This window comes from Salinicoccus jeotgali (assembly GCF_055379195.1).
Map to the genome: position 1 here is coordinate 2,236,795 of NZ_AP043830.1, position 22,617 is coordinate 2,259,411.

Genomic DNA, 22,617 nt, shown 5'->3' on the forward strand with positions numbered 1-22,617 from the left:
AACCCAATATGTTTATTGACTTTAAAGCATAATTATGGCAAACGAACAAACTAGGCCCATTCCCGGAAATAAAGTTGTCCGCAACTTAATTCTTCTCCATAATGTTTTCTCTTCATTATGAGGTGGAATGAATAGTCGTATGCAAAATGAGAAAATGGAGGGAAAGGCTATGAAATCAACTGGCATTGTACGTAAAGTAGATGAACTCGGACGTGTGGTTATACCTATAGAACTCAGACGCGTGCTTGATATCGAAGTTAAAGACGCACTTGAAATATATACAGATGACGATACGATCATCTTGAAAAAGTATAAGCCACAAATGACATGTGCTGTAACGGGAGACGTTTCCGAGCAGAACATGCGTCTGGCTGACGGCCGCATCATTTTGAGTCAAGAAGGTGCAGAACAGCTCATCAAAGAAATCCAATCGAAAATGAATTAATCAAATAAGCGGCCTCGGGCCGCTTATTTTTTTATATCATGAAATTCATCGTATACATCCTGTTTTTTCAAACTTCTTGCTTCTGCTACTTTCTTGATGGCTTGTTTCGGTGTTAGTCCTTCTTTCACTAACGCCTCCACATGCTCTTTTACGGGAATGTCGAAAGTTTCTTCTTTAGGAGCTGCGCCCTCCACCACAATGACAAATTCTCCCTTCAGCGGTATTTCCTCTTCCATCTTATCCAGAAGCATCTTCACCGGTTGACGGACATGCTGCTCAAATTTTTTAGTGATTTCCCTGGATATGCTGACTATCCGCTCAGGATCGATCGCGTTTATCTCCGTAAGCGTATCTTTAATCTTATGCGGTGATTCATAGAGCACTGAAGTCGATTGTCGCGCCATTATCTCTTGAATCTTATTCTTCTTTTTACTGCGCGATTTCGGGAGGAAACCAAAATAGGTAAATTCATACGAAGGAATACCACTTGCGACCAAGGCCATTGTGAAAGCAGTTCCCGAAGGGATAATGACATATTCCAACCCCTCCATCTGCATTCTTGATACAAGCTCAAAGCCAGGGTCCGAAATGACCGGCATGCCAGCATCGCTGACGAGAGCGAAAGTACGGCCGTCCTTCATTTCTTCGATAATCTGATCCTCGACACTCTCCTTATTGAAGTCATGATACGCCCTAAGCGGCGTATCAATCTCGAAATGGTTCGTCAACTTACGGGTATTGCGAGTATCTTCACACAATATCACATCAACTTTCCTGAGCGTATCGACTGCACGGAAAGTCATATCATCAAGATTCCCAAGCGGTGTCCCTGTAATATACAGATGCATGTCATTCCCTCCTGATCAACTTCAATTTTTCGTGCCGCGATAATTTTTTTATGGCATATTCCCGTTTTAGGGCCTCACTCTTCGTCTCATAAACTTCTTTGTGGAGCAGATGAACCGGACGCCTGTTCCGTGTATATTTGGCCCCTTTGCCTTCATTATGCATTTTAATTCTTCTGGACACATCTTTTGCGTAACCTGTATACAATGTACCGTCACGACATTCTACGATATACACGAAATGCTCAGCCATAATAGACCTTCATCATTTCATCAGTGTAACGGCCTTGCTGATCATAGATATAAAGGGGTGGCAGGATATCTGCATACGCATGGCTATTAAACACCGCTTCAATCAGAACGAACAGTGCGGTTCGTGCAGATTTATCATTATAGACGTATTGGACACGTCTCACACGAAAGCCTGCCTTTGACAGTTCATGCGCGACTTCCATACTTCTTTCTGCCCGGTGGACCATATGGAGCCTGCCCTTATTCCTGATGAGGAAACGCGCTGCTTTTATGACGCCTTCAAGGTCGATATGTATCTCGTGCCGTGCGATGCTGTGTGGTCCTTTTTCCTTTAAGGGTTGATTATTTGTGAAATAAGGTGGATTCACAGTAATAACGTCATAGGAAGAATGTTCGTAGAGTGATCTGACTTCTTTCAGATCACCCATCCGGATGTCGATCTGTTCTTCCTTACCATTCATGGTGATGCTTCTTCTGGCCATATCTACGAGCTGGGGTTGAAGTTCCAATCCATCTATCGGCAAAGCCGTGCGATGGGATAAAAGAAGCGCGATGATGCCATTTCCTGAGCATAGATCGATGATATGTTTATCCCGTTTCAAAAATCTTGTGAAATCAGCCAGCAGCAATGCATCTACTGAAAATGAAAAAACCTCGCTGCTCTGGATGATCTGCATGGATTCCCGGAACAATTCATCCACTCTTTCACCTTCTTGCAACATATATCCACCCCCAATAAATAAAGCGGCCGAAGCCGCCTAGTTGTTTCGATGTTGGAGAAAGCCCTGACAAAACAGGCAATCTTCCCCGTGCCGATGCGTACCGAAGTGGACGCTGCATACGTGGAACCCTTCCTCATACAAGTTATTCAATGTGTTCTGCTTGAAGGATGCCCCTTTCTCTGAGGCTTCTTTCGCCAATAACTGTTCATAATTTTCCTTTTCCATCTGAAGACTGACATTCTCCTCAACGAGTCGGACAGAAAGCTCCTTCAATGTCTGAAGATCTTCATACATGAGGTCCATATCTGCTTCCATCTTGCTTATATGCATAAATAGGCGCTCACGTTCCATCACTGCACCCCGCCGACTGCGTCCAGTTCGTCGCAATGGAATTCACGTATATAATCATCTTTATATTTCACCTTCACCACAAGGTCCAGAATGTTCATGCCGATTACCAAACCTCTACCGTCAGGCGTCTCGATCATCTGACCGACATCCGGTAATGCTTCACGTGCATTCTCATAATATTCATCCTCATAATTCAAGCAGCACATCAGACGTCCGCACGCGCCTGATATTTTGGTGGGGCTGAGCGAGAGGTCCTGATTCTTTGCCATCTGGATGCTGACTGGCACAAAATCCCCAAGGAAGGTCGAACAGCAATGTGCACGGCCACAGGGACCAATGCCACCGAGATACTTCGCTTCATCCCTTACCCCGATTTGACGGAGTTCGATGCGTGTCTTGAAACGGTTCGCAAGAATCCGGACGAGGTTACGGAAATCCACACGTTCATCCGAAGTGAAATTAAATATGAGTTTTTTGCGCTCCAGCGTATACTTGGCATTGACGAGCTGCATATCCAATTTCTCTTCAGAAATGGCTTTTCTACAGAACTGAAGCGCTTCTTCTGCACTCGATTGGTTTTCATGGAACTTTTCCATATCTTTATCAGTCGCAGCCCGGATCAATTTGCCATCCGGTTCCACAATATCATCTTCAGGAACCTGATAGTTCGGCTTCACCACCCGCAACATTTCTATACCGCGCTTTGTCTCAGCGATGATATAATCGTCGCGTTCCGTCGACTCTCCATTAACTTGCAAATATATATTCTCAAAATAATCCAACTGCGTAGCAGTAATGAGTTCTATCATAATCATTCAACCTTTCGAGCATATGACCATACTCTCAAACACAAGCATAGGATGCACGTTAGATGACAACATGCGGTTTGCAGTCTGTATCTCTTCCAGCATGCGTGCCAGATGTTCAACACGCTGTCCTACCCCGGTGTTTCCTGTTTCATTGCCGTATGGCCTAAAATCTTCCAGCTCCAGTACTTCATGCATGCATTGTCTTACGAATCCATCAATCAACTGCAGTAACAGCGCATGGTCTTTTCTGTTTTGGCAGATATCCAGCATTGATTTTATTTCTATCAACACGAGTGGATGCCCTCCGACCCATTTTCTCGAAAAGTCCATTGCTGCCTGGCGTAAACGGGGGAACACTTCACCCAGTTCCTTTACATGTTCGGCATTGAGAGCCAGTATATCCACTGTTTGTAGTTCCGCCTCATTCAAATCCTCAAGCATTCCGATCCGGTCATCCCGTTCCCCCCGAATATGAATATGTTGGGCCCTTGAATGGATGGTCGGCAATATACTGCTTTTATCTATCGTCAAGAGAATGGCCACAGTCCTGGCTGGAGGATCCTCCAAAAACTTAAGGACACTATTCTCAGCCTGCGGCGTCAGTTTTTCAAATGCCTCTATCACGTACACCTTATAGTCCGACTCGGTTGGTTTGCGGTTCATCCTGCGCACAAGATCCTCTACAGCTTCCTTTTTGATGGCCGTCTCTGCAGTCGCAAGATAAAAATAGTCGGGATGATTCCCTTCAGAGATTAATCTGGCATTACGGGCTGTGTCGCCGAGTATGTTTAGGGCAAAATATTCACTGTAGCGTTTTAAGGTTTCTATGGCGTCCCCTTCAAACATGTAGGTATGGCTGAGCCTGTCGTTTTCTATGATTTTATCCAATTGGTATTCAACAGTGTAGTTTTCAGCTGTCATTACTGCTTCACTTAAAATCTTTCAAATTGTTCAATAGGCAATACGAATACTGTCGCTCCGCCGACTTCCACTTCTACAGGGTATGGAATATAGGAATCTGCATTTCCACCCATCGGGGTGACGGGTGCGACCGTCTGCTCCCTGTTTCCACATGTGTTATCGATGAGCTGAAGCAATTCATCGACGCGCTGATCTTCAACACCACATAGGAAAGTTGTATTTCCAGCTCTTAGGAATCCGCCTGTAGTCGCAAGCTTGGTGTTCCTAAAGTCATTTTTAGTTAGACGATCAGCCAACCTTTGACTGTCATGATCTTGTACGATTGCAATTACCATTTTCATGATTGGTTCACCTCTTGATTCAGATATTGTTCAATTATGTCCATTGCGTCTGCAAAAACCTTTTCGGGGCTTTGTGCTGCATCGATCATTCGAATTCTTTCGGGATATTCTTCCCTCAATTGATTATACCCCATGACCACTGATTCATGGAAATCCAATTCTTCGCCATCAAGTCTGTTGTCGTCGCGCTTGTTGCGTTTAATACGCTCGAGACCGACTTTAGGGTCCAGTTTAAGATACAGTGTCAAATCAGGCATGTGATCTTCTATCGCAAAACGGTTGATTTCCATAACAGCATCAGAGCCTATATTACGCGCAACTCCTTGGTAGGCAATCGAACTGTCGATGAAACGATCACATAGTACGATATTGCCGTTTTCGAGTGCCGGCAGTATCTTTTCAACAAGATGCTGCCGCCTTGAAGCTGCAAACAATAATGCTTCTGTGCGTTCATCCATATCATTGCCTTTGGAGAGAAGTATTTCCCGGATCATTTCACTGATGCCGATCCCCCCGGGTTCACGCGTCGTAACCACTTTATGAGTCTTCGACAAATGAGCATGGATTGCTGAAATCAACGTTGTCTTACCGGAGCCTTCCGGACCTTCAAACGTAATGAAATGACTCATTGCTTCTCCTTACCCGTATAGTACGCTATATTTTGTTTTATACCTTCTATTCTAACATGATTCATTAAAGCATGTGCAATCGATTTTAGATGCTCACTGGTAATGACTTCTCCCTCAAAAACAATCGGAATTCCGGGAGGATAGGGAATCATGGTCCTCCGGCATACTTTGTCCCTTAAGAAGGAAAGGTCCAGTGAAGGATCATTTTCCACATCTTGAAATACGAGTAATTCGATGCGCGACAGAAGAAGCTCAAACGGATAGCGGTCACCTTCATGGAAGAGTGGCAGACAGAGAAGCACACCTTCATCTGTGACCATCTCTGGATAAACCGAAGCATCGACGAAGGCATCGTAAACTGTATAGGGTGAGTGCCTAACATGATTGATGAGCAGTTTCGAGGGGTCATCCATCTCTGTTACTTCCAATTCCGTTTCACGAAGCTTATTTATCAGCACTCCCCTCTTCTTATGGAACTGTTCATCTGAATAGGATATATAGAAATCATGGGCATGTTCCATCGAAAGCATAAGCATATAGGAAGGACTGGATGTTTCAAAGTAATCTATATATTTAAGGATTGCCTCATAAAATTCGGACTTCATAAAAATGACAGAGGACATCGTCAAGGCAGGGAGCATCTTATGGTAAGACTGGACTGCGATGTCTGTGGAATACTTCATAGACGAAGCTGGAAAAGCTCCGGTAATGTCCAGATGGGCGCCATGTGCTTCGTCTGTGACGACCACACCATTCCCTGCATGCACATGATCTATAAGTGCGCCTATATCAAAACATTCTCCGGTATATGTAGGGTAAGTGATGACAGCAGTATCACGCTCGGTAAAGTTATAGGAGAAGAAAACTTCTTTTGAAACGACTTTATAAGAGACTTCGGCAATTTCAAGCGCATGATGAACTGACTTGTGGGCACCTTCCAAAACAATGAAATGCGTTCTGTTTAAATGTTTAAGGCCATATATCGCAGATAAAATACCATTCGTCGTGCCATTCACCATCATCTGAGAAATGTAACCTGGATACTTTGCAGAAATCTTTTCATTGAGCTGATGGAGGACCCCATCTGCTTCATGTAGATCATCGAGTCCATTGATTTCTGTCATGTCATATCTGAAATCAAAGGAATCAAGTTGACCAATCGTATTGTTTTTATGTCCTGGAACATGCATGGAAATCGAGTCGTCTTCTAATAGTTTTGTAATCGCCTGATACAGTACCATCAAACCGATCCTTTCAGTATAAAGGTATAAAAAAAAGAGACCTATAAAGGTCTCAATGCGGCTCATCGCATCCATAATATAATGCTGTACATACTGCCCGGCGGCGTCCTACTCTCACGGGACGTCAGTCCAACTACCATCGGCGCTGGAGAGCTTAACTGCTGTGTTCGGCATGGGAACAGGTGGAACCTCTCCGCGATTGCCACCGGACAATATGGAATGCTTGAATGCCCCTTGGACATTCAAAACCGGATAGAAGCAATGCGTTGCGTAGAAGACCATACACGGTTTTCTTCATTTGAATAAGTCATCGATCGATTAGTATTCGTCCGCTCAATGTGTCGCCACACTTACACGCCGAACCTATCTACCTCATCATCTCTGAGGGATCTAATGGGGAAATCTCATCTTGAGGGGGGCTTCATGCTTAGATGCTTTCAGCACTTATCCCGACCATACATAGCTACCCAGCGATGCCGTTGGCACGACAACTGGTACACCAGTGGTATGTCCATCCCGGTCCTCTCGTACTAAGGACAGCGCCTCTCAAATTTCCTACGCCCACGACGGATAGGGACCGAACTGTCTCACGACGTTCTGAACCCAGCTCGCGTACCGCTTTAATGGGCGAACAGCCCAACCCTTGGGACCGACTACAGCCCCAGGATGCGATGAGCCGACATCGAGGTGCCAAACCTCCCCGTCGATGTGAACTCTTGGGGGAGATAAGCCTGTTATCCCCGGGGTAGCTTTTATCCGTTGAGCGATGGCCCTTCCATGCGGAACCACCGGATCACTAAGTCCGTCTTTCGACCCTGCTCGACGTGTCTGTCTCGCAGTCAAGCTCCCTTATACCTTTACACTCTATGAATGATTTCCAACCATTCTGAGGGAACCTTTGAGCGCCTCCGTTACTCTTTAGGAGGCGACCGCCCCAGTCAAACTGTCCACCTGACACTGTCTCCCACCCGGATTACGGGTGCGGGTTAGAATCTCAACATCACCAGGGTGGTATCCCACCAGTGCCTCCACGTAGACTGGCGTCCACGCATCAACGGCTCCCACCTATCCTGTACAAGTGAGGTCGAGGTTCAATATCAGGCTACAGTAAAGCTCCACGGGGTCTTTCCGTCCTGTCGCGGGTAACCTGCATCTTCACAGGTACTATGATTTCACCGAGCCTCTCGTTGAGACAGTGCCCAAATCGTTACGCCTTTCGTGCGGGTCAGAACTTACCTGACAAGGAATTTCGCTACCTTAGGACCGTTATAGTTACGGCCGCCGTTTACTGGGGCTTCGATTCGCACCTTCGCTTACGCTGAGCGCTCCTCTTAACCTTCCAGCACCGGGCAGGCGTCAGCCCCTATACGTCACCTTTCGGTTTGGCAGAGACCTGTGTTTTTGATAAACAGTCGCTTGGGCCTATTCACTGCGGCTCATTTTCATGAGCACCCCTTCTCCCGAAGTTACGGGGTCATTTTGCCGAGTTCCTTAACGAGAGTTCGCTCGCTCACCTTAGAATTCTCTTCCCAACTACCTGTGTCGGTTTGCGGTACGGGCGGTAATGTATTCACTAGCGGGTTTTCTTGGCAGTGTGAACCCACAGCTTCGCCTACTATTTTCGGCTCCCCATCACATCTCGTCGTTACACAGGGCGGATTTGCCTACCCTGACGACTCGATGCTTGGACGTGCACTTCCTTCCGCACGCTCTGCTTCTCCTCCTGCGTCACCACATCGCTCAAACACACATCACCGGTACAGGAATTTCTACCTGTTATCCATCGCCTACGCAGTTTCGCCTCGGCTTAGGTCCCGACTAACCCAGAGCGGACGAGCCTTCCTCTGGAAACCTTAGTCGTTCGGTGGACGGGATTCTCACCCGTCTTTCGCTACTCACACCGGCATTCTCACTTCCGATCGCTCCACATGTCCTCACGATCATGCTTCGCTGCAATCGGAACGCTCTCCTACCATCAATATAATTGATCCACAGTTTCGGTAATATGTTTAGCCCCGGTACATTTTCGGCGCAGCGTCACTTGACTAGTGAGCTATTACGCACTCTTTAAATGATGGCTGCTTCTAAGCCAACATGCTAGTTGTCTGTGCAACGCCACATCCTTTTCCACTCAACATATATTTTGGGACCTTAACTGGTGGTCTGGGCTGTTTCCCTCTCGACAACGGACCTTATCACCCGCTGTCTGACTCCCGTGCATCACATAGGTGGCATTCGGAGTTTGTCTGAATTCGGTAACCCGGGATGGGCCCCTCGTCCAAACAGTGCTCTACCTCCACGATGCTAACACGAGGCTATACCTAAATATATTTCGGAGAGAACCAGCTATCTCCAGGTTCGATTGGAATTTCTCCGCTACCCACACCTCATCCGGTCACTTTTCAACGTAAGTCGGTTCGGCCCTCCATCCAGTGTTACCTGGACTTCAGCCTGGACATGGGTAGATCACCTGGTTTCGGGTCTGCAACCCCATACTAGACGCCCTATTCAGACTCGCTTTCGCTACGGCTCCACATTCGCTGCTTAACCTCGCATGCAATCACAACTCGCCGGTTCATTCTACAAAAGGCACGCCATCACCCATTAACGGGCTCTGACTACTTGTAAGCACACGGTTTCAGGTTCTATTTCACTCCCCTTCCGGGGTGCTTTTCACCTTTCCCTCACGGTACTGGTTCACTATCGGTCACCAAGAAGTATTTAGCCTTGGGAGATGGTCCTCCCAGTTTCCGACGGAATTTCTCGTGTTCCGCCGTACTCAGGATACACCGCCACAGATCAAAACTTCGCATACGGGACTGTTACCCCCTATGGTGCGACTTTCCAGTCGCTTCTGCTCGCTTCAATCTGCTTTTTCGGTGTCCTACAACCCCAGTCAAAGACTGGTTTGGGCTCTTCCCGTTTCGCTCGCCGCTACTCAGGGAATCGATTTTTCTTTCTCTTCCTCCGGGTACTAAGATGTTTCAGTTCCCCGGGTCTACCTCTCTCAGGCTATGTATTCACCTGAAAGTCGCACTAATGTGCGGGGTTCCCCCATTCGGAAATCTTTGGTTCAACGCTTACTTACAGCTCCCCAAAGCATATCGGTGTTGGTTCCGTCCTTCATCGGCTCTTGGTGCCAAGGCATCCACCGTGCGCCCTTCATTACTTAATCGCAATGAATTTGTGAGTGTGTCTTGCGACACAACGCGTGTTTTTATGAACTCTTCAGTTCTCGGTTTCTACGCTTGATTTCGGTTAAAATCATTTTTCGCATTGCTTCTATACGGTTTTCAATGTGCAAGGGTTGAATCGTCAATGAAGACCATTCAAAACTGAATACAATATGTCAATCGTTAATCCCGCCGTCCCAAAGGGACGTTCCGTTATATTCCTTAGAAAGGAGGTGATCCAGCCGCACCTTCCGATACGGCTACCTTGTTACGACTTCACCCCAGTCATCGGTCCCACCTTCGACGGCTGCCTCCATAAAGGTTGGCCCACCGGCTTCAGGTGTTACCGACTTCCGTGGTGTGACGGGCGGTGTGTACAAGACCCGGGAACGTATTCACCGTGGCATTCTGATCCACGATTACTAGCGATTCCAGCTTCATGGAGTCGAGTTGCAGACTCCAATCCGAACTGAGAACAGTTTTATGGGATTCGCTTGGCCTCGCGGCGTAGCTGCCCTTTGTAACCTGTCCATTGTAGCACGTGTGTAGCCCAAATCATAAGGGGCATGATGATTTGACGTCATCCCCACCTTCCTCCGGTTTGTCACCGGCAGTCTCACTAGAGTGCCCAACTGAATGCTGGCAACTAATGATAAGGGTTGCGCTCGTTGCGGGACTTAACCCAACATCTCACGACACGAGCTGACGACAACCATGCACCACCTGTCACTCTGCCCCGAAGGGAAGCCATGTCTCCATGGCGGTCAGAGGATGTCAAGATTTGGTAAGGTTCTTCGCGTTGCTTCGAATTAAACCACATGCTCCACCGCTTGTGCGGGTCCCCGTCAATTCCTTTGAGTTTCAGCCTTGCGGCCGTACTCCCCAGGCGGAGTGCTTAATGCGTTTGCTGCAGCACTAAGGGGCGGAAACCCCCTAACACTTAGCACTCATCGTTTACGGCGTGGACTACCAGGGTATCTAATCCTGTTTGATCCCCACGCTTTCGCACATCAGCGTCAGTTGCAGACCAGAGAGCCGCCTTCGCCACTGGTGTTCCTCCATATCTCTGCGCATTTCACCGCTACACATGGAATTCCACTCTCCTCTTCTGCACTCAAGTTCGCCAGTTTCCAATGACCCTCCCCGGTTGAGCCGGGGGCTTTCACATCAGACTTAACGAACCGCCTACGCGCGCTTTACGCCCAATAATTCCGGATAACGCTTGCCACCTACGTATTACCACGGCTGCTGGCACGTAGTTAGCCGTGGCTTTCTGGTCAGGTACCGTCACCCGATGGACAGTTACTCCCACCGGCGTTCTTCCCTGACAACAGAGTTTTACGAGCCGAAACCCTTCTTCACTCACGCGGCGTTGCTCCGTCAGACTTGCGTCCATTGCGGAAGATTCCCTACTGCTGCCTCCCGTAGGAGTCTGGGCCGTGTCTCAGTCCCAGTGTGGCCGATCACCCTCTCAGGTCGGCTACGCATCGTCGCCTTGGTGGGCCCTTACCCCACCAACTAGCTAATGCGCCGCAGGCCCATCCATCAGTGGCAGTCAAAGACCGCCTTTCAACTTATCCCCCTGCGGGAATAAGGATTATCCGGTATTAGCCACGGTTTCCCGCGGTTATCCCAGTCTGATGGGTAGGTTGCCTACGTGTTACTCACCCGTCCGCCACTCGCAGACCCCAGAGCAAGCTCCGGGGCTGCGCGTTCGACTTGCATGTATTAGGCACGCCGCCAGCGTTCATCCTGAGCCAGGATCAAACTCTCCATAATTGGAGTGCTCTGACTCGTTGCGGTTTTACTTGTCGCCCAAGTTGAATGGTAAAACCATCCAGTTTTATTGGAATTAACGTTGACATATTGTCATTCAGTTTTCAATGTTCTCTCGTTGACTGCTTTACTATTATAGCATGTCGCATTTTGGAATGCAACACTTATTTATATCTTTTTTAACTAAATAGTAACGTTTGTTGTGTCGGTATGTGTTTCGTCCGACAAGATATAACTATACAGGGTCTGTTCAATTAATGCAAGGGGTTTTTTAAAAAAAGTTTCAGGAGCTTCAAATTGCTTTGAAACCCCCGAACTTTCTACAGTTCCGTCCGGTATTCTATCGCCTTCGACAGTGTCACTTCATCTGCATACTCCAGGTCTCCACCTACAGGAAGACCGTGGGCTAGACGAGTTATCCTAACCCCTATCGGTTTTACGAGTCGCGAGATGTACATCGCTGTCGACTCACCTTCGATGTTCGGGTTCGTGGCCAGGATGATTTCTTTTATCTGTTCATCCTTCAAGCGTTCTATCAGCGTGGCTACATTGATATCTTCAGGGCCTATGCCATCCATTGGACTTATTGCCCCATGCAGGACATGGTACAACCCTTGATATTCACGCATCTTCTCCATAGCTATAACATCTTTCGTATCTTGAACGACACATACTATGGAACGATCCCTACTCTTATCTTGGCAGATGTAGCATGGATCTACATCGGTGATGTGTCCACAGATAGAACAGAATTGGAGGTCTCTTTTTACCTCCATAAGGCTCCGCGAAAAATTGACTACGTCGTCTTCCTTCATATTAAGTACATAAAATGCCAGACGCTGGGCAGTCTTCGGCCCAATGCCCGGCAATTTCATGAAACTGTCTATCAGCTTGGATATTGGTTCTGGATAATGCATCTACATCATTCCCGGAATGTTCATGCCTTTAGTATGTTTTCCTAGACGCTCGCTTGTAAGTTCATCCGCTTTCGTCATTGCTTCATTGGTTGCGGCTACGATCAGATCCTGGAGCATTTCGATGTCATCAGGATCCACAACTTCTTCCTGCACCTCGACATCCAATACTTCTTTATGTCCGGAGACAGTCACTTTAACCATGCCGCCGCCAGCTGTACCTTCAATTTTTTCTTCTTTCAGTTTTTCCTGTTCTTCTTGCATCTTCTTTTGCATTTTCTGCATTTGCTTCATCATGCCTTGCATATTGTTCATTCCGCCAGCCATATATATTCTCCTCCAATTAATTTTAATTTTCTTCTATAATAGTATATACGAAATGAAAGCTTTTATAAACAGATATCCTTAACGGGTCTCCACTATATCATCGCCGAATATCTCCTTGGCGACATCGGAAGGTTTTTTCTCTTTTGTTATAGAAGCTTCAGGTTCCTCTTTTTTCCGGTTCGATTTCTTCTCTTGGATATAATCATGTCTAACCTGCAGCCAGCTGGAGTCGGGGACGCCCACCACCTTTACATCTTTCCCTATAATGGAAGGAATGACTTCCTCCAACTCCTTTCGTTTCTTCTCATCCTTGTTTATCAGATCGCTGTGCAGGTCACTTTGAAACTTGAGAAGTACATGTGTATCGCTTGCAGCAACGGGTTCTGAATCTTTAATGAGTGAGCGGAGCGCATGGTATCCCTTTTCCTCGACATGTTGATAGACCTTGGGCCAGTCATCTTTAAGTTTAACAAGATCATCTTTATTGGCATGATCCAGCACTTTTTCTATCTGACGCAGTGAGAATCCTTTAGCCATTTGGTTCGAGGATTTTCTTGGCGGCTCTGCCGTTTGCGTCCTTGATGTATCCTTCGGCTGATCCGCCAATTTTTTATCGATTTCAGCCAATCTCTGTTCGATGTGCGAAAGGTCGACTGCCTGAGGCACGTTCGCCTGATCATTACGGTTGAGTACCTGAATCAGTTTAACGATGACTACTTCAAGATGGACGCTGGTGTTGACGGAAAAGCGCATCATCACCATGGCATCATTGAGCACATCTATCATTTCATATAACATCTTATCTTCAGTGTGCACAAAGGCAGTATCCTCGTCGATATCGCCTTCATGCTTCATCAGGATGATATCCCTTATATAGTAGACCAATTCATGAACCAGCCGCGTAGGGTCCTTACCCTCTTCGATGAACTGATGGTATCTGATGAATGCCTGCCTTGAATCCCGCTGGTCAATCATTTTAAGCCAAGTGTTCAGCTCTTCGGATTTGATTCCGCCCGTGATCATGATGGCATCGTCCAACGTTATGACATCATTGCTGTAGGCGATGACCTGATCCATGATGCTCAATGCGTCCCGCATGCCGCCTTCTGAGGCGCGTGCAATATATTCGATTGCTTCTTCCTCATACTCCAGCGTCTCGCTTTCGGCCACATACTTGAGTCGATCTGCAATCTCACTCATTTCAATCGACTTGAAATCAAAGCGTTGGGCTCGGGAGATGATGGTAGCCGGTATTTTATGGGGTTCAGTCGTCGCCAATATGAATATGGCGTGACCCGGTGGTTCTTCCAAAGTCTTCAAAAGCGCATTGAATGCACCCGTCGTCAGCATGTGCACCTCATCTATGATATATACTTTATATCTTGTTTCAGAAGGTGCATACTTCACCTTTTCCCTGAGGTTCCGGATTTCATCTACACCGTTATTGCTTGCAGCATCTATTTCAATGACATCGTTCGCACTGCCTTCTGTAATGCTCATGCATATATCGCACTCGTTGCACGGTTCCCCATCAGTACCGAAGTTGCAGTTCAATGCTTTTGCAAATATTTTCGCAATGCTGGTCTTACCCGTGCCCCTCGGTCCGCTGAACAGATAGGCATGGGATTCCTTATTCCTGATTATTGCATTCTTCAAAGTTTTCGTTACGTGTTTCTGACCGACGACATCTTCGAATTTCTGCGGCCTGAATGCCCGGTATAACGCCTGATATTCCATTCAGCAGCACCTCCGTAATGATTCTTCCATGCCAATAATTATATCATATATAAACACTGTCCACCTTTAAAGGAGAACATTAAAAAATGACTGCATCATCAGATGCAGTCATACATTATGTAACCGTGCACCGCTTCCTTGAATTTTCGGCACAAGCGTTACTCAAAACATCAGCTCAACTCCGGCTGTCCTACGGCACATAGAATGGGCCACTTAATGCTGCTTCCTTCCGGACCTGACATAGTTCGTGACGTTCTATTGCATAGGACCGGAATCTCAACACTGATGATATTGAGGCAGTCCTCACACCGAATACCCTCAGAAGCGGAATTCAGTCCTGCTAGAGCGGATTGCAGGTACAGGGCACCGCTACCTCCCCACTTAGCACGGCACGTTATATAATATCAAAATCAACAATCGAATGCAAGATTAATGCTACTCTCCATGAAACCTGCGAGAAAAATCAATGAACTTGAATTCATTGGCCAGATGCTTGGAGATATTATATTGGAATGGCTGAGCGTTGCTCAAATGCACTATGGAACGAACGGTAGCAGTATATCTGGGAAGGGCATTTCCAAACAGCTCGAGATCTCTTTCATTCATCGGGTCGAAGGTGATCTCCTTATGGGAATAGGCGATAGTCAGACCCAATTTATCTTCTATATATTCATAGATCGAGTCCTCTGCAATTTCCTCTGTAAGTCCGGGCATCATGTCGACCATGAAGAAGTCAGTGTCGACGATATGCGTTTTATCGTTGAATTTGCGTTCCCGGATAAGCTGCCATATTTTCTCATCAGGTTTAATTTTTAACGCATCCATAACTTTTGGAAAGTCTTGTGCGAAATGTTGTTCCAATTCTACAACATTAGTAGAATATTGTGTTGTTTTCAGACTCTGTATTTCCTTAAAGCTTGTGAGGTGGGAGACGGTGAAGTCCATGGAAGGATTGTAGATGACGACTGAACCCTTACCCTTCACTTTTTGGATGTACCCATTTTCCCTCAAAAGGTTGAGCGCTTTCCTCACTGTTTCGCGGGAAACCTCAAAAACGCTGACAAGTGTATGTTCTGAAGGCAGTACGCCGCCGACTTCATACTTACCTTCTGCGATGTCACTCGATAGCACCTGATATATATGGTTATACTTATTTATGTTCATTCTGTTCACCGGCCATTCTTCGGATGTATATAAATCATATACATCTTAACTTTTTCTAGCTATCTTGTCCATAAATCATCAGAGCTTCAAAAGGCCTGAGCACCTCTGCTGTTTTATCATAGTTGGAAATAAGCACTTCTCCTCCACGCTCAACATCTGGCGGATATTCAACAGCCTTATTACGAAAATTAGCTATCACTGTAATGCGCTCACCCTCATACAGGCGCTCGTACACGAATAGATCATCATCCCCCATAAGGTGTGGTCTGACATCGCCGTAGGTCAGAACGTCCTTTTCATGCCTAAGTCGAATCAAGTCCCTATAGGTATAGAGGATGGAATTTTTGTCTTCCAATGCTTTTTCTACATTAATTGTCCCGTAATTATCAGCTACTTCTATCCAAGGGTACCCTTCTGTGAAGCCAGCATGCTTCGAGTCATTCCACTGCATCGGCGTGCGCGAATTATCCCTCGATTTTGAGGCGAGAATCCTCATGACAAGGTCAATACTCATACCCTTTTCCCTCATTGATGTATATGCGTTCAAGCTCTCGACGTCACAATACTGATCAATACGGGTGAAGCCGGGATTGGTCATACCGATCTCTTCTCCTTGGTAAATGTAAGGAGTTCCTTTCAACCCATGCAGCGCAATCGCAAGCATCTTGCTGCTGAGCACTCTATCTTCTTCAGTCGCATCACTTCCAAATCGGGAGACGACCCGGGGCTGATCATGGTTGCACCAGAAAATTGCGTTCCATCCGCCCCCCTGGTCCATCGCTTCCTGCCATTCCATCAATATCCGCTTCAGTTGCAGGAAATCGAAATCCGCCAAGGCCCACTTTTCCCCTCCCGGATAATCCACCTTCAAATGATGGAATGTAAACACCGAATTCAATTCGTTCCTCTCTGGACGTGTATATTTCAGGCAATGTTCTATGGTCGTCGAGGACATTTCCCCGACCGTCATGATATCTTTGCCTCCGAACGTTTCCAGATTCAATTCTTTTATATATTCATGAACCTTAGGGCCATCAGTGTAAAATTCTTTGCCCGGTCCGTCAGCATCTTTAAATTCACCTTTAGAGATCAAGTTGATGACATCGAAGCGGAATCCATCGACTCCGAAGTCTATCCAGTAGTTGATCATATCGTAGATCTTACGACGCACTTCTTCGTTTTCCCAATTCAAGTCCGCTTGGGTCACATCGAAAAGGCGCAGGTAATACTGGTTTGTATCATCATCATAAGTCCATGCATTGCCGCCGAACTTTGATTCCCAGTTCGTGGGAGGAGCGTCATAGGTGCCATCTTTCCATATATAGTAATCCCGATATTCATTATCCCTGGATTTTTTTGATTCTACGAACCAATTGTGGGAAGTGGAGGTGTGATTGATGACTATATCCATCATTATTTTGATACCTTTATCTTGTGCCTGGTCGAGGAGTTCTTTCAAATCTTCCTTAGTTCCAAAATCAGGATTAATTTCGTAATAGTCACTGATATCATACCCATTATCATTCATTGGTGATTTATAAACCGGCGTCAACCAGAGATAGTCCACACCGAGAAACTTGAAATAATCAAGTTTCTCGATGATTCCCCTAATGTCCCCCTGACCGCTTCCGGTCGTGTCATTGAATGATTTCGGGTAGATTTGATAAACGACCGATTTTCTCCAGTCTTTAGACGTCATTATAAAAAACTCCTTTTAATTGTTTTACTCATCCACCATATCTTTAGTCTTCTCTTTAGCGAATCTCGAAAAGAGCAGGGTAAGCAAGAATGGTACAACGATCGCGATCAGCATTCCGATTGTGAATAGGAGCCAGAAACCTTCAGTAATTGAGATGACGCCCGGTACTCCGCCGACTCCGACACTGGCAGCTGTCAGACCATTCATGCCGAATATTCCGCCGACCACTGAAGTTGTCAGAATCGCTGCAAGGAATGGGTATTTAAGAGGGAGATTCACACCGAACATTGCGGGTTCAGTAACCCCGAGCCAACCTGAAATACCAGAAGTCATGGCCAGGCCTTCCTCTTTTTTCTTTTTCTGTTGACGATAGATGACCCATGCGCCGAACGCTGCAGAACCTTGGGCAATATTGGAGATCGCGAGGATCGGCCATAGATATGTCGCTCCGGTAGTTCCAATTAGCTGAAGATCCATCGCAAGGAACATATGATGGAGTCCTGTAATGACAAGTGGAGCATAGAACAATCCATATACTGCTCCGCCCAATATTCCTGCAGATTCAAACAACCATACGATGCTGTCTGAGATGATGCCGCTCAGGAATAACGTGACCGGTCCGATTAGTGTAAATGTAAGGATACCGACAACCAGCAGGGAAATCGGTGCAACCAGAAGCAGCTTAAACATGTCGTGGATGCGTTTATCGAAGAAATTCTCCACTTTGGCAAGCAGCCATGCTGCGACCAGCACTGGGAGAACCTGTCCCCGATAGTTCAATTGTTCAATCTGAAGTCCAAAGAAGTTCCATGTAGGAATTTCAGCAAGTTCTCCCGCATCAGCATCGAATAAACCGTACTGACTGGCAAGATCTGGGTGACAAAGTGCGACACCTAAAGCAATACCAAGCAAAGGATTGCCCCCAAACACCTTCATGGCCGACCAGCCAATCAGCACAGGAAGGAAGATGAATGGTGCGACCGCGATGAAGTTGATCATGCTCGCGATGCCTTCGATACCTGGGAATTGACTTATGACGGACTCATTTTCCCAAAACAAGCCTTCTACTGTAAGCAGGTTATTGATACCAAGAAGCAGACCCGCGGTCACGATGGCCGGTAGGATAGGTATGAAGATATCTCCAAGCACCTTGATGAAACGCTGGATCGGGTTCATCTTCTGCGCAGCTGCAGCTTTCACTTCATCTTTAGAGCCGCCGCCCCTGCCGGTCTCCTCTTCGAAGATTTTGAAGGCGTCATTCACCGTGCCTTGGCCGATGACCACTTGAAACTGGTTGTTTGCTGCAAATGAGCCTTTGACCAGGTCGATGGAATCAAGCTTCTCTTTATCCACTTTCGATTCGTCTTCCAATGCAAGCCGCAAGCGCGTCACACAATGCGTAGCGGCATTAACGTTTTCCTTGCCGCCGATCGCCTCGATAATTTCTTTAACATCATCCCTATTCACTGCCATCCTATTCACTCTCCCCTATTTTATATTTCGGTGTAATTATAGCATGTATATACATGTTATGTAAAGGCTTTCATAAATCCGGTGGTATTAAAAAAATGCTGCTTATAAAAGCAGCATCCGTAAATAATCGTTCTTTTTCGTATTATAATCTAATCTCTATATTGGTCTCTGTTTAATCTATCTTAAGTCTATGATGTTGTATCCAATGGAGGGGCAGCAATCAAACAGGGCAGATTTTCATTCGACTATTCATTCACGTACATTTTATGGAGTCGGCGTACGACATTAATGAACAGGGTTGTCCTTTCCATAAGCGTATCTATAACTAGATATTCTCTCTCAGTATGTTGTTTACCGCCGACAGGTCCCATCCCGTCAATTGTTGGAATACCCATCGCAGCTGTAAATGAGGCATCCGAACCGCCACCGCTTGCAATATGATCAATTTCTATTCCAAGTGATTCCGCTTCCTTCAAGACGATATCGACAAGCTCCCCGACACTAGACGCAAATTCCATCGGTGGCCGATTGATACCCCCAGTGAGTGTTAATTCTGCTCCTGTAACCGTGCTTTCATTACACACTTTTTGGATCTTTTCATCAATTTCCGCCGCTTGCTCCTGGGTGCTGATGCGAACATCAATTCCCGCTTTGGCGATTGGTGCTACTGTATTGACGGAGGTCCCTCCTTCAATTAGTCCGATATTTATATTCAAGCCATTTTCGGGGTCCTCAAGTGTCTTCAATTCAATTATCTTATGTGCCATCTCTTCAATGGCACTGATGCCATCTTCAGGATTCATGCCAGAATGTGCTGATTTCCCTCTGATTTCTAACTGGTATTGCCCTACTCCACGACGTGAACTTACAAATGAACCGCTTGGGCGGGCCGGTTCTAGAACAAGCACATATTCTTTATCCTTAGCTTTTTCTTCTATTAGTTTTCGCGATCCGATGGTCCCTATCTCCTCGTCGCTATTGAATATGATTTCCACATCTTTATAGGCGGGGACATTTTCTTCCATCAAAGCTTTCATAGCGTAATAAAGCATGACATGGCTCGCCTTCATATCTATCACGCCCGGTCCATATGCAAAACCATCCTCCATACTGAACGGTCGTTCATCCACTGTTCCTTTCGGAAAAACTGTATCCATGTGCGCAACTATCAAAAATTTTGGTCGTCGAGCATCTTGATGTCTCAGCACAATATTATTTCCTAACTTTTCATTTTCATGTACATCTGCTATAAAGCCAAGATTGTTGAAATGCTCCATTAATAGTTGTCCTACTTTATCGACGCCTTCCTTATCATAGGAACCACTATCAGTATTAACCAACTTTTTGAGCATCTCCAACATTTCTTTTGAGTGGTCATAGATAAACGATTTCATAACGTCCTCCTATACTTTTAACACATGAAGAGTATTTTTCTGTTTACAAATACTTTTATGCTTTTATTGTTACTGGAAATCATTACCGAAAAATTTTAAAACGGACCATAATCGATCATGACCGCAAGGAGCATAAATATTGCCCCTACTCCTACCCATATCAGGACAAGTGGATAGATGAAGCGGAACCATCTGGTCCAAGAAACGCCACCAACAGCTAAAACTGCCATAAGAACGCCCGAGGTAGGTGTTATGATATTAGTAATTCCATCACCCAATTTCATTGCTAAAACACCTGTTTGGCGAGTAATGTCGAGCATATCAACAAGTGGCACCATCAGTGGCATGACAATAGATGCCTGGCCTGTTCCGGAGGTAACCAGCAGATTAAAAAGCAAGTTGAAAGCATAAAGTGCCATTGCACCGAAACCCACACCCATTGATTCCAATGGTGTCAAAGCAGCATATACAATCGTATCCATGATATTGCCTTCTTGCATCACTACGATGACTGCACGCGCAATACCTACAACGAGTGCTCCATAAGTGATTGCTTTAGCACCATTCATGAACCTTCTGATGAATTCATTAGGTGTTATTCTGTCTACTGCTGCAACGACGATAGCCATCATGATGAAAATTGCTGACAATTCATTTACTGACCATCCCAATCTCAGTGCACCGAATAGGAATATGCCTATAAAAATCAAGAATACAAAAATAACTGCAACATGCTTTTTGGTAAAGGATTGATTCGCCTGTCTAGCATCATCTTCATCAGAACTGATGGTGAAGGGCGTATTACCCATCAGACTGAGCGATGGATCCTTACTGATTTTATTTATGTAGCGGACGATGTATAGAATGGTCACAGCCATCAATACTATGAATACTGCCAAACGCAGAAGAAGACCAGAGAATAGTGGCAATTCAGCAATAGTCTGTGCGACACCCAGTATGGTCGGTTCCAGAACTCCTGCCGTATTTCCTGCATAAAATCCGAGATAGACAATTGCTACACCAGCAATCGCATCCAACTTCAGAGCTTTTGCAAGTCCAATTCCCAATGGGATAAAAGCAATTACCGCATTTGAAGCAACGCCAACTGTACAGATGATACCGAAAATCGTTGTAACCGAGGCGATGAGCAGCATCGTATTTCCCTTGGTTTTTCTAACCAGAGCATTTATTCCTGCATCAATCGCTCCAGAAGCATCCAAAACAGCTACGGCCCCGCCTATCATAAAAATAAGGAAAATAATGTTACCCGATTCTATCATTCCTTGTTGAATAGCAAGAAATAGATCCAGTAAAGATGTAGGATTGGATTCTGTGAAACTGAAACTGTCTGGTATAGCTTGTGTAATACCGCCTACTTCTTCGCGCTCATAAGACCCAGCCGGTACGATATAAGTCGCAATTGCCGATAAAAAAGCAATACCAAATATTATGATGAAAGCATCTGGCATCGCAAAACGTCTTTTTTTCGGATGGTTATCCTCTAATTCATTTTCATTAGATTTCTTCATATTATCCTCCTTCTTTTAGTTATGATGAAATAAACAAAATTCTACTCTAGAATAGATTCGGTTATTTAAAGGTATGTTACTATTAACTGAAAAGAGTGTCAATTGAGAATACAATGATATTTAGTTAATAATAATTTTTGCTCTGGAAAAATATGATTAAAACAAGGTTTCTCATCTCTCAAAATATGGAGGTTAGTATATGATAGTATCGAAAAAAGTTAAAATTAATAACACAAAAGAAAAAGTATGGGCGATAATTACGGATATTGAACACTCTTCTGATTTTATCGGAGGCATCACTGATATAGAAATAATTACGCCAGCCGGCGATGATCTTGTTGGTCTCAAATGGAAAGAAACAAGAAGAATATTTGGGAAAGAATCTTATGAAGTGATGTGGATTACCGAATATCAGCAAAACCACTACTATAAGACGAGAGCAGAGAACCATGGTGCAATTTATGTATCCTGCCTCACGATTACAGAAGATGGGGATAGCGTAATCCTTGAAATGTCATTTGAAGGACGAGGTACGACTTTTATATCTAAGACGATGTCTAAAGTTTTTGGTAATATGATGAAGAAATCCATGGGCAAAACACTCGAACAAGACCTCCAAGATATTAAACAGGCATGCGAAGCACAGTAGAATCTTTATCGAATATATTTCCTGAAGATGATGCTATTCATATGCTAAATATCGAGACCTGAGAATTTAATCCACGCAAAACTATTACCATTAGATCTCGATTTCTTATTTCTATCGCTACCTCATATTTTGCTATAAAAATGAAAAAGAAAAGGAGCTAAATCCTTCGAGATTTAGCTCCTTTTATACTTCTTGTATTTTTTATTTGATCAAATACTCACGGCAA

19 protein-coding genes, 3 rRNA genes and 1 other RNA gene are annotated in these 22,617 nt (G+C 45.4%); 2 read left to right on the forward strand and 21 right to left on the reverse strand.

Annotated features, from left to right (window positions below; translation table 11 throughout):
- Positions 1-169 precede the first annotated feature (169 nt).
- Positions 170-445 (forward strand): AbrB/MazE/SpoVT family DNA-binding domain-containing protein, encoded by a 276-nt coding sequence (locus tag ACZ43I_RS11545; protein WP_344703738.1) that lies wholly within the window; start codon positions 170-172, stop codon positions 443-445.
- A gap of 23 nt (positions 446-468) precedes the next feature.
- On the opposite strand, the gene rsmI is transcribed toward ACZ43I_RS11545, so the two are convergent.
- The 21 genes from rsmI to ACZ43I_RS11650 form a co-directional block, all read right to left on the reverse strand.
- Positions 469-1,293 (reverse strand): 16S rRNA (cytidine(1402)-2'-O)-methyltransferase, encoded by an 825-nt coding sequence (rsmI, locus tag ACZ43I_RS11550; RefSeq protein ID WP_344703740.1) that lies wholly within the window; start codon positions 1,291-1,293, stop codon positions 469-471.
- A 1-nt stretch (position 1,294) separates the two neighbouring features.
- Positions 1,295-1,543: a GIY-YIG nuclease family protein gene (locus tag ACZ43I_RS11555; protein ID WP_344703742.1), complete on the reverse strand. Its 249-nt coding sequence runs from the start codon at positions 1,541-1,543 to the stop codon at positions 1,295-1,297.
- Positions 1,536-2,264: a tRNA1(Val) (adenine(37)-N6)-methyltransferase gene (locus tag ACZ43I_RS11560; protein ID WP_344703743.1), complete on the reverse strand. Its 729-nt coding sequence runs from the start codon at positions 2,262-2,264 to the stop codon at positions 1,536-1,538. Before ACZ43I_RS11560 ends, ACZ43I_RS11555 begins: the two co-directional genes overlap by 8 nt.
- A gap of 36 nt (positions 2,265-2,300) precedes the next feature.
- Complete coding sequence (locus ACZ43I_RS11565; protein ID WP_344703745.1) at positions 2,301-2,615, reverse strand: initiation-control protein YabA; 315 nt, start codon at positions 2,613-2,615, stop codon at positions 2,301-2,303.
- Positions 2,615-3,424, reverse strand: coding sequence for a PSP1 domain-containing protein (locus tag ACZ43I_RS11570; protein ID WP_344703747.1), 810 nt, complete (start codon positions 3,422-3,424; stop codon positions 2,615-2,617). The genes ACZ43I_RS11565 and ACZ43I_RS11570 overlap by 1 nt, the downstream gene beginning before the upstream one ends.
- 6 nt (positions 3,425-3,430) lie before the next feature.
- Entirely contained in the window at positions 3,431-4,345 is a 915-nt protein-coding gene (locus ACZ43I_RS11575; RefSeq protein ID WP_344703749.1) for a hypothetical protein, read from the reverse strand.
- 11 nt (positions 4,346-4,356) lie between these two features.
- Entirely contained in the window at positions 4,357-4,686 is a 330-nt protein-coding gene (locus tag ACZ43I_RS11580) for a cyclic-di-AMP receptor (protein WP_344703751.1), read from the reverse strand.
- A complete protein-coding gene (gene tmk, locus ACZ43I_RS11585; protein WP_344703753.1) occupies positions 4,683-5,315 on the reverse strand; it encodes a dTMP kinase in 633 nt (210 codons plus the stop codon). Before tmk ends, ACZ43I_RS11580 begins: the two co-directional genes overlap by 4 nt.
- A complete protein-coding gene (locus tag ACZ43I_RS11590; RefSeq protein WP_344703755.1) occupies positions 5,312-6,556 on the reverse strand; it encodes an Orn/Lys/Arg family decarboxylase in 1,245 nt (414 codons plus the stop codon). The genes tmk and ACZ43I_RS11590 overlap by 4 nt, the downstream gene beginning before the upstream one ends.
- 95 nt (positions 6,557-6,651) lie before the next feature.
- Positions 6,652-6,766, reverse strand: a 5S ribosomal RNA gene (gene rrf / locus ACZ43I_RS11595).
- A gap of 88 nt (positions 6,767-6,854) precedes the next feature.
- Positions 6,855-9,731 (reverse strand): 23S ribosomal RNA (locus ACZ43I_RS11600).
- A gap of 224 nt (positions 9,732-9,955) precedes the next feature.
- Positions 9,956-11,508 (reverse strand): 16S ribosomal RNA (locus tag ACZ43I_RS11605).
- Together the 16S, 23S and 5S rRNA genes form the textbook arrangement of a ribosomal RNA operon.
- A 317-nt stretch (positions 11,509-11,825) precedes the next feature.
- A complete protein-coding gene (recR, locus tag ACZ43I_RS11610; protein ID WP_344702021.1) occupies positions 11,826-12,422 on the reverse strand; it encodes a recombination mediator RecR in 597 nt (198 codons plus the stop codon).
- The gene (locus ACZ43I_RS11615) at positions 12,423-12,746 is read right to left on the reverse strand and encodes a YbaB/EbfC family nucleoid-associated protein (RefSeq protein ID WP_344702020.1); all 324 of its coding nucleotides are present in this window, start codon (positions 12,744-12,746) and stop codon (positions 12,423-12,425) included.
- Positions 12,747-12,824: 78 nt separating this feature from the next.
- Positions 12,825-14,483: a DNA polymerase III subunit gamma/tau gene (gene dnaX, locus ACZ43I_RS11620; RefSeq protein ID WP_344702018.1), complete on the reverse strand. Its 1,659-nt coding sequence runs from the start codon at positions 14,481-14,483 to the stop codon at positions 12,825-12,827.
- A 123-nt stretch (positions 14,484-14,606) separates the two neighbouring features.
- Positions 14,607-14,873, reverse strand: an RNA gene (gene ffs, locus ACZ43I_RS11625) — signal recognition particle sRNA large type.
- 45 nt (positions 14,874-14,918) lie between these two features.
- Positions 14,919-15,647 (reverse strand): trehalose operon repressor, encoded by a 729-nt coding sequence (gene treR, locus ACZ43I_RS11630; protein ID WP_344702016.1) that lies wholly within the window; start codon positions 15,645-15,647, stop codon positions 14,919-14,921.
- Between the two features lie 55 nt (positions 15,648-15,702).
- Entirely contained in the window at positions 15,703-17,346 is a 1,644-nt protein-coding gene (gene treC / locus ACZ43I_RS11635) for an alpha,alpha-phosphotrehalase (protein WP_344702014.1), read from the reverse strand.
- A 24-nt stretch (positions 17,347-17,370) separates the two neighbouring features.
- Positions 17,371-18,819, reverse strand: coding sequence for a PTS system trehalose-specific EIIBC component (gene treP, locus ACZ43I_RS11640; protein WP_344702012.1), 1,449 nt, complete (start codon positions 18,817-18,819; stop codon positions 17,371-17,373).
- 245 nt (positions 18,820-19,064) lie between these two features.
- A complete protein-coding gene (locus tag ACZ43I_RS11645; protein ID WP_344702010.1) occupies positions 19,065-20,213 on the reverse strand; it encodes a M20 family metallopeptidase in 1,149 nt (382 codons plus the stop codon).
- A 95-nt stretch (positions 20,214-20,308) separates the two neighbouring features.
- Positions 20,309-21,742, reverse strand: coding sequence for a YfcC family protein (locus ACZ43I_RS11650; protein ID WP_344702008.1), 1,434 nt, complete (start codon positions 21,740-21,742; stop codon positions 20,309-20,311).
- A 199-nt stretch (positions 21,743-21,941) separates the two neighbouring features.
- Here ACZ43I_RS11650 and ACZ43I_RS11655 point away from each other — a divergent pair, with 199 nt between their 5' ends.
- Positions 21,942-22,391 (forward strand): SRPBCC family protein, encoded by a 450-nt coding sequence (locus ACZ43I_RS11655; protein WP_344702006.1) that lies wholly within the window; start codon positions 21,942-21,944, stop codon positions 22,389-22,391.
- The last annotated feature ends 226 nt before the right edge of the window (positions 22,392-22,617 follow it).